The sequence below is a fragment of the Nonomuraea rhizosphaerae genome (assembly GCF_019396405.1).
GTDB classification, from domain to species: domain Bacteria; phylum Actinomycetota; class Actinomycetes; order Streptosporangiales; family Streptosporangiaceae; genus Nonomuraea; species Nonomuraea rhizosphaerae.
Genome location: NZ_JAHKRL010000114.1, coordinates 1 through 8407 on the forward strand (window position 1 = coordinate 1; position 8407 = coordinate 8407).

Consider the following 8407-nt stretch of genomic DNA (forward strand, 5'->3'; position numbering starts at 1 on the left):
CTGCATGGCGGGCCACGAGCCCGACGCCGTCGGCACGATCTGCGGGTTGGTCCAGGTGGCCTCGAGCGGGTCGGTGTTGGCGCCGAAGGCCGGGAACGCGCCGGACGCCGGGCTGCCCGGACGCTGCTGACCCGGCGCGGGCGTACGCTGCCCCGCCGCCGGAGCCGCCGGGAACGCGCCGCTCGTGGTGGCCGGGAACGAGCCGCTGGTGGTCGCCGGGCTGTTGGTGCTCAGCGACGCGCTGTTGCTGCTCACGGCCGGGAAAGAACCGCTGTTGGGACGGCCGCCGCCGGGCCTGGCCTCGGGGCGGGTGGGCGGAACCGGCTGGGCGCCGGCGCCGAGGATGCTCATGACGTCGTTCGTCGGCGCGGCGAACGTCACCGTACGCTGGTCGGCCATCTCGGCGGCGGTCGGCGCGGGCCGCGGCGAGGACTCCACCAGGTCGGCCAGGCCCGCGTTCGCGGGGGCCGGACGCTGGGAGCGCGGGCGCCGCTGCTCCTGGGCGCGCCCGGGCAGGGGCGCCTGCACGGTGGCCGCGTTGGGGTCGACGGCGGGCTCGCGCTTGGCGGGACGCTGCTCCCGCTTGGCGGCGGGACGCTGCGGAGCGGACTGCTTGTCGCGGGGCCGCTCGCTCGGGCGCTCGGGGCGCTCCGACGGCCGCTCGACGGGACGGGAGGCGCCCTTGCGGGCCGCGACCGTGCCGCCGGAGCCGAAGTTGCCCTCTTCGGCGTCGCTGCGGATGTTGGCCCAGAACTCCTCGTCCTCGTCGTCCGAGCTGGGGTTGCCCCACTCGTCGACGCCACGACGGCCGCGCTGGCCGGTGCGCACCGGCTTGGGCTTGACCTCGTCGATCGGGCTGAAATCCGGGCTGAAGTTGGTCATACGTGGTTCGTGCGCGGCGAACTCATCCGTCGACCGCGTATGGGTCATCTCCTCCTTCTCGGCCATCTGCTTCAGCCGTTCCGGAGGAAGAGAGCTCTCTCGTCGGTTCATCGAACGCATGCCCAGTGCCACGACGACGAGCACGAGGAGCACGACAGCGACCAAGCTCACTACGACCGCGATCATTGCACCACCCTCAAAGCCATGGCCTCCCTGCGGCGCCGGTGAGATCGCGCGGCCATCGACGCGACCTGCCCCCTTTGATCACCAGCACCTAGCAATTGGATCTGATTGTGTCGGACCACTATGAGCGTTGTCACACCCTAAGTGAAGAATTGGTAACCATTACTACCAGCCGTGTTTGCGGTCTCACTGGCTGTTCACCACCACCGTCAACCGGCCCCGGGCGATGGTCTGGTCGGCGATCTTCTTCAAGATCTCGGAGAGAGGGGCGCCCTCCTGGGCCGTGACCTTGCCGTTCAGCGTGTAGACGCTGAAGCGGTAGGTGCCCGGGATGCAGGGCGGCTCGTAGCCGGCCTTGCCGCTGGTCACCTTGGCCTGGCTGGAGCCCTCTGGCGGGCTCCCGTCGGCTTCGGGACCCAGCTCGGTCGTGGTCGAAGGGATGTTGTAGAGCACCCACTGGACGGCTGGTTCGGACGACGCCTGGGAATCGGCCACCACCGCGATCGACTTCGCCTTCGGCAAGGGCGCACTCGACCAGCGCAGCGGCGGGCTGCCCTGGGTGCCCTTGCAGGAGTATTCGCGCGGCAGGGGCTCGCCCTCGCGCAACTCCGGGCTCGAGACGTTCATCTCGGCGATCTCCGTGGCGTCTGACCTTCCTACGAGGAAGCTGCAACCGGACGACGTGAGCGCGACGGTCACAGCCGTCACAGAGGCGCCGATGCGCCTCACACGTCGTTCCGCGTTACCGAGCCCCATGCCGCATGATGCTACGCGGCTCTCGGCCGTGCGCCGACCGTTTCGCGAGGGTCGGTTCAAGGTAAAGGACGGGAAAACAGTCACAATCGCGGCACTCCGAGGGTGACGTTCGACACATCGGCCGTCCGGGTGATCTTGTCCGTGGGATTTGGGGCATGGATTTCGGTCGGCCTGGAATCGCTGCCCGGCCTGCTGGTTTCCGGTCATCACCGAACGCGGGACGATCAGTGAGGCGGGGGCGATGGACCCCGATGTGGTGATCATTCGCGGCGTTGGGTAAAACCCGGCGCGCCAGGCGCCGTGTCGGGTACGTCGGGTGGTTGAGTTGGTGCGCCAGGTGAGCAGGCGTCCATTACCGGAGTGCCTGACTTTCCGGGTGATCGGGACGGCGCGGGACAGATCGGTGGCAGGGGCACGCGCCCTAAGCTTGGCCATGTGACGTCTTCTGGACCATTGCGTTCTGGATCTTCGCAAGAGCCCGATTCCGCGCCGTCAAGTGTGCCGTCGGGTGTGCCTTCGCGTGACCCGGCCGGGCCGCTGCGGGACCCGGCGAACCGCGTCTCGCCCAAGGCCGTCAGGCTGTGGCTGGTCGAGGCGCTGATCGCGTTCGCGCTGCTGGTGGGGATCTCGATCCTGATCGCGCGCTGGGTCGGGCCGAGCGGGTGGTCGTGGCTGCCGCAGTGGTTCGCCGACGACCCCTGGCTGCTGCCGGTGGGGGTGGGGGTGCTGACGACGCCGTTCCTGGTGGCCGAGCCGTTCGTACGGTATGCCGTGCATCGGTGGGAGCTGTCCGGGGACGTGGTGTACGCGCGGTCGGGGTTCCTGACGCGGGAGTGGGTCTTCGTGCCCGTCAGCCGCATCCAGACGGTCGACAAGGCGCAGGGGTGGATCGAGCGGATGCTCGGGCTGGCGACGCTGGAGATCCGCACGGCGTCGCACGCTGGGTCGTCGACGATCAAGGGGCTGGACTACACGGTGGCGGCGGGGCTGGCGGAGGAGCTGGCGCACCGCGCCGAGGAGCTCAGGGACGATGCCACATGAGCGAGCCGTCCACCCCCGCCGATTCGCCCGTTCCCACCGATTCGCCCGTCCCCGCAGATCCGCCCGCCCCCGCAGATCCGCCCGCCCTTGTTGATCCGCCTGTCCCCGCCGAGCCGCCCGCTGCGGCCGGGCCGGGTTCCGAGCCGCCCGCTGTGGCTGGGCCGGTCGGTGGGGCGCCTGGGGTGCCCGGGAGGCCGCCGCCTGTGTCGGTGCCTCTGCGGCTGAGTCCCAAGGTGCTGCTCCTCCAGCCGGTGCGGATGCTGCCGTCGCTGATCCTCCCGCTGCTCGGGCTGCTGTTCGTGGGCGGGTTCTCCGGCTCCTCGTACGTCTGGGTCGCCGGCGGCGTCGGCGTCACCCTGGCCTTCGGCGTCGTGCGGTGGGCGACGTTCAGCTACGAGATCGTGGGCGACCGCCTGGAGATCAAGCGGTCGCTGGTCAGCAGGTCGGTGCGGACCATCCCCATGGAGCGCATCCGGGGCGTGGACGTCTCCACCCCGCCCATGCACCGGCTGCTCGGGCTGGCCGTCCTGAAGATCGACACCGGCGCGAGCGGCGGCGACGAGGAGGGCAAGCTCGACGGCGTCACGCTGGAGGAGGCCGAACGCCTCAAGGCCGTCCTGCTCCGCCGCACCCGCGTGGCCACGGCGCCCGTCCCCGGGACGCCGGCCACCGACGCCGTCCAGGACGTGGCCGTCCCGGTCGAGCAGGGGATCATCCGGGTGCCGTGGAGATGGCTGCTGTACGGGCCGCTGTCGGGCGCGTACCTGCTGACCCCGTTCGCGCTGGCCGGGGGCGCCGTGGGGCTGGCCTTCCAGTGGGGGGACGACCTCGGCTTCGGCCAGGACACCGCGCTGTCCGTCGGCGAATGGCTCTGGGACCACCCTTACCTGCTGCTGGGAGTGGCGCTTCTGCTCGTGGTGGCGATGCCGTTCGTGGGCGGCGTCATGTACGTGGTGTTCAACTGGGACTTCCGGCTCACCCACCGCGACGGCTACCTGGTGGCCGAGCGCGGGCTGATCAACCGGCGCAGCGTGTCGCTGGAGTCGCGGCGGGTGCGCGGCTACGAGATCGTCGACGGCCTCGCCGAACGCTGGGCGAACGTCGTCCGCGTCTGGGCCATCGTCACCGGCCTCGGCGAGTCGCAGACCCGCGGCCAGCTGCTGCCGGACGTGCCCCGGCAGATCGCCTTCCAGGTCACCGGGGACGCCGTCGGCTCCTTCGGCTCCGAACTCCGCCCCCACCCGCCCATCGCCCGCAACCGCCGCCTGTTCCGCGCCATCGCCCCCTGGCTCGCGCTGGCCCTCGCCACGGCGCTGGCGGCCCTGCTGACCGGCGTGACCGCCTGGTGGATCGCCGCCGTCATCACCCTCCTGCTGGCGGGCCTCGGCATCCCCCTGGGCATCGACCGGTACCGGTCGCTGGGGCACGGGTACGACGGGATGCGGCTGTCGGTCCGGCAGGGCTCGCTGCGGCGTTCCCAGGCCGTGATCGAACGCCGGGCGGTGGTCGGCTGGCACATCAGGCAGACGTGGTTCCAGCGGCGCGCCGGGGTGTTCACGCTGACGGCCGGGGTGGGGGCCGGGCAGGGCGGGTACTCGGCGGTCGACGTGTCGCGGGCGCAGGTGGCCGGCTTTCCCGCCGAGGTGACGCCGGAGTGGCTGGCTCCGTTCCTGTCCGAGGGCTCGTAGAGCGGGTCGGTGGGGCCCCGTTGTGGCCCTCGCCGTGCGGGACGGTCACAGGCGGCTTGTAGGGCCGACGGTGGGGCATCAGGGGCAATTGGTACGAGCCGGTCGTGGTGGGGCGGTAGTGGTGCCGCCCCACGCTTCCGTGCACATGGTGGCGGACGTCTCCGCTCGGCCCCGTTGCCGAGCCACCCCCTCCGCCCGGTCCCGAGCGGTTGGCGGCGGCCCGGGGGATCCGGCGGGCCGGTCACCGAGGGCGAGCGCAGGGGCGGGCCCCCGGAGGGCGACCTGGGCGGGTCAGTCCTGGCGGCGGGCGCCGAACATGATCTCGTCCCAGGTCGGCACCGAGGCGCGACGTCCCCTGGAGCCCTTGCGCGGCTGGCGGGTCGCGGGAGCGGGCGGGGGAGTGGGCGCCGGCACCGGCGGCTCCTCCTTGGCCGCCGGCTGCTCGGGCTTGGCGGCGGGCTGCTCGTCGGTGGGAGCGTCGTCCTTGCTGGTCCGCGCGGCCGGTACGGCGGGCTCAGGCGCGGCCGGCTTGGTGGCTGCGGGCTCGGCTTCGGGCCCGCCCTTCCGCTTGGCCGCCGCAGGCTCTGCCGGTACGGGCTCGGCGGGCGTCGACTTGGCGGCCGCAGGCCCGGGCTTGGCGGGCGCACTCGGAGGAGGCCCAGGCTTCGGCGCAGGGGGGCCAGGCTTCGGCGCCGGAGGCTGAGGCTTAGGCGCCGAAGCAGCGGGCTCAGCGGGCGCAGCCGCAGCAGAGTCAGCCGCAGCGGAGTCGGCCGGTGTGGGCTCAACTGCTGTGGGCTCAGCCGCTGCGGAAGTGGCAGTTGCGGGCGTTGAGGTTGCGGGCGCGGCCTCAGGGGCTGCCACCTGAGAGGCAGCTGCCTCGGGGGCCGTTGTCTGAGGGGCGGTTGCCTCGGCCGTCGCTTCGGGCGCTGTCTCAGCCGCTGCCTCGGGAGCGGTCACCGTGCTCCCGGCCTGAGCCTCAGCGGCGGGCTTCGGCTCCGAAGCGGGCTCTGTGGCGGCTGCCTGCTCCGGAGCAGAGACCGTTGCAGATGCGGGCTCCGGAGCGGAGGCCGCTGCGGGCGTGGGCTCGGGAGCGGAAGCGGCTGCGGGGGCGGACTGCTCGGGAGCGGAAGCCGCCGTGGGCGCGGGCTCGGAGACGGAAGCCGCCGCGGGCGTGGGCTCCGAGGTGGGAGCCGCAGTGGGCGCGGACGCCGGGACGTCAGCCGTGGCAGCGGGCTGAGCCGCCTCAGCGGTGGCGTCGGCCGTAGCGGTGGGTTGAGCTGCCTCAGTGGTGGGCTGGGCCGCTTCAGTGGTGGTGCTGGCCGTGGCAGTGGGCTGAGCCGGCTCGGTCGTGGTGCTGGCCGTGACGGTCTCCGGCTCGGCTGCGGCCACCTCGGAGGCGGGCGCGGTGCTCTGCTCGGCAGCGGGTTCGGACGCTGCGACAGCAGTCTCGGGTGCGGGCGTGGTGCTTCCCGACTCGGCCGTTGCGGCCTCGGCGGTGGGAGGCATAGGCGCGACAGCCGCCTCGGGCGCGCCGGTCGCCTCAGGGGTGGTGGGCTCGGGTGTGGTGGAGGCCCCTGCGGCGGAGACCTCCGTAGTGGTGGCCTCTGTAGCAGCGGCTCCTGTAGCGGCGGCCTCTGTGATGGTGGCGGTCTCCGCGACGGCGGCATCCTCGACAGCACCATCGGTCGTGACAGCGCCCGTGGTGGCGTCCGTCGTGGCGGTGGCGGCTTCGACGGGAGCACTCTCCGCAGGCAGGACGCTCACGGCCGGGTCGGCCACCGCGTCCGGAGCCGAGGGCGGCTGGGAGGCCGAGGGCGCGGAAGTGCCGGAGGGTGCGCTGTCCGAGGCGCGGGTGTCCGGGGTCCGGATCTCGTCGGAGGGGCGGCTTTCAGCAGGCCGGACGTCAGAGGTCCGAGCGTCGGCGTTCCGGGTGTCGGAGGGCCGCGTGTCGGAGGGCCGGGTGTCAGGGAAGCGAGTGTCGGGGAAGCGGGTGTCAGGGAAACGAGCGTCGGACGGGCGGCCGCCGGCGGGCGGTGTTTCGCGCGTCGCCGGTGCGTAGATGGCCTCGCCGCCACGGTCCTGGTCCCGGCCCGTGACGCGCTCCGACGTGGTCGCGCCGCCGAAGTCGGGCAGCCACGACGAAGGCCCGCCGCGCTGCGCGGAGGGCTCCCCGGGCCGGCCGGTGGAGGGCTCGTCGGGGCGGGTGTAGGTGGCCTCCTCGGGCCGCCGGAGAGCGGCGTCGTCGGGACGGCGCTGCGTGCTCTCCTCGGGACGTCGGTAGGCCTGCTCGTCGGGCCGCCGGTATGCCGGCTCCTCAGGACGCTTGAACGTCGGCTCCTCGGGCCGCCGGTACGCGGTCTCGCCGGAACGCGGGTACGCGGGCGACTCGCCGGGCCGCCGGTAGGTGAACTCCCCGGAATCGGTGTACGCCGACTCGCCGGGACGCGTGTAGGCCGTCTCCTGCGCGGGCGACCCGGGCCGGGACCCGGCGTCGGGACGGTCGGAGGGCGTACGCGGAGGCTCGGAACGGGCGGGGTCGGAGTAGGAGCGCGCGGGAGCCGAGGGCGCCCGGTCGAAGGGCGCCTCGCGGGCGGGCGTGAAGGGAGCGGGCGTGAACGGCACCTCACGTGAGGAAGCCTCACGCGAGGGCACTTCCCGAGAGGAGGCCTCACGGGAGGGCACGTCGAGGCCCTCCGCGCCGGAGGCCTCCCGCGACGGCGGCTCGGTCTCGTGCCGGATCACCGACGGGAACGGCAGCGGGTCCGACCCCAGCGGCGGCACCGGCTGCAGCTTGGCCACCCGCGGCGTGAACGGCGTGACCGTCGTGTCCTCCACCGCCGGGCTCGGGTCGAAGTCGGCCGCCGACAGCCGCATCGACTCGTCGTCGTGCGGGGTGACGTGGCGGCGGCGGGGGTCGAACAGCCACTCGGCGTGACGGGTGTGACCGTTCCAAACGTAGCCGAGCTTGACCCGCCACAGGCCGTCGTCGCGCTTGGCGGAGTCCCAGTCGATCTCGTCGGTGGGCACGCCGCGCCGGGTGAGCCGCTCGGCGACGAGGTCACCGAGCGTGGGGCCGGGGGCGGACTCTCCGGGCATGCGTACGGACACACGCTGAGCCTGCTGGGCGACGTACTCGCGTTCTTGCAGCACCGGCCCCTCGAACCAGCGGACCCGCTCGACCGGGATGCCCGCCGTGGCGGCGATCTCCTCGGCCGTCTCTCCGGCGCGAATGCGAGCCTGGATCTCCTTGGGGCGCAACGGACTCTCCACTTCGATCTCGTACTGGCCGAGACGGGAGAAGTTGCCGCGGACGGCAGCACGGAGCCGGTCGTCCACGGGAAGCGTGAACCGCGTACCTCGCCCGGCCGTCGCCAGTACGAGATAGGTGCCGTCCTCACTCACCGCGACGAGTCGGAGCTCCTGCATGCGAGTCCCTTCGTCTGCGTGCTGCTCATTCTTCCCCCGGACCCTTGAGTCTCTCGCGTGTGCCGGTTGCCTGCCAGCACCGTACCCGGCATGTCCGAACATCGCCTTCCTGGGACAGCCCCGGGGCGATGTGACGCCGGTCACATTTGGCGATTCCATCAGGCTTTCAGCGCATGTCCCTCGACGGATTCTCGCGAATAGCGTCGCGCCCCGTCGTGCACTTCAGCCAAGAGCCGAGAACGGATGGGTTGGCGCCCGGATGAAACTCCAGATAGCGGGCGGCGGCCCCGGCGAGGTAGGGGGCTCCGGACGAGAACGTCTCACCCGTCGGCGAGATCCGGCACCCGCCACCGCCGGAGGAAACGGCACTGTCACCGGCGGAGGACCCGCCGGTGGCGGGCGGCGCGCCGTCGTCGGCCGTCACGACGAAC

General features: G+C 72.6%; 5 protein-coding genes and 1 pseudogene. 2 read left to right on the top strand and 4 right to left on the bottom strand.

What is annotated here, in order from left to right; genetic code table 11:
* Both KME77_RS05690 and KME77_RS05695 read right to left on the bottom strand, forming a co-directional pair.
* Positions 1–1068: pseudogene (locus KME77_RS05690) on the bottom strand (hypothetical protein); the annotation flags it as partial.
* A 183-nt stretch (positions 1069–1251) separates the two neighbouring features.
* Complete coding sequence (locus KME77_RS05695; protein WP_246609222.1) at positions 1252–1692, bottom strand: YbhB/YbcL family Raf kinase inhibitor-like protein; 441 nt, start codon at positions 1690–1692, stop codon at positions 1252–1254.
* Positions 1693–2331: 639 nt separating this feature from the next.
* Here KME77_RS05695 and KME77_RS05700 point away from each other — a divergent pair.
* Complete coding sequence (locus KME77_RS05700; RefSeq protein ID WP_308250564.1) at positions 2332–2862, top strand: PH domain-containing protein; 531 nt, start codon at positions 2332–2334, stop codon at positions 2860–2862.
* Positions 2863–3071: 209 nt separating this feature from the next.
* A complete protein-coding gene (locus KME77_RS05705; protein WP_308250565.1) occupies positions 3072–4550 on the top strand; it encodes a PH domain-containing protein in 1479 nt (492 codons plus the stop codon).
* Positions 4551–4841: 291 nt separating this feature from the next.
* Here KME77_RS05705 and sepH read toward each other — a convergent pair whose 3' ends face one another.
* Both sepH and KME77_RS05715 read right to left on the bottom strand, forming a co-directional pair.
* The gene (sepH, locus tag KME77_RS29070; RefSeq protein ID WP_246609223.1) at positions 4842–7976 is read right to left on the bottom strand and encodes a septation protein SepH; all 3135 of its coding nucleotides are present in this window, start codon (positions 7974–7976) and stop codon (positions 4842–4844) included.
* Between the two features lie 166 nt (positions 7977–8142).
* Positions 8143–8407 (bottom strand): hypothetical protein (locus KME77_RS05715; protein ID WP_219462655.1); only part of this gene is annotated, 265 nt, incomplete at its 5' end.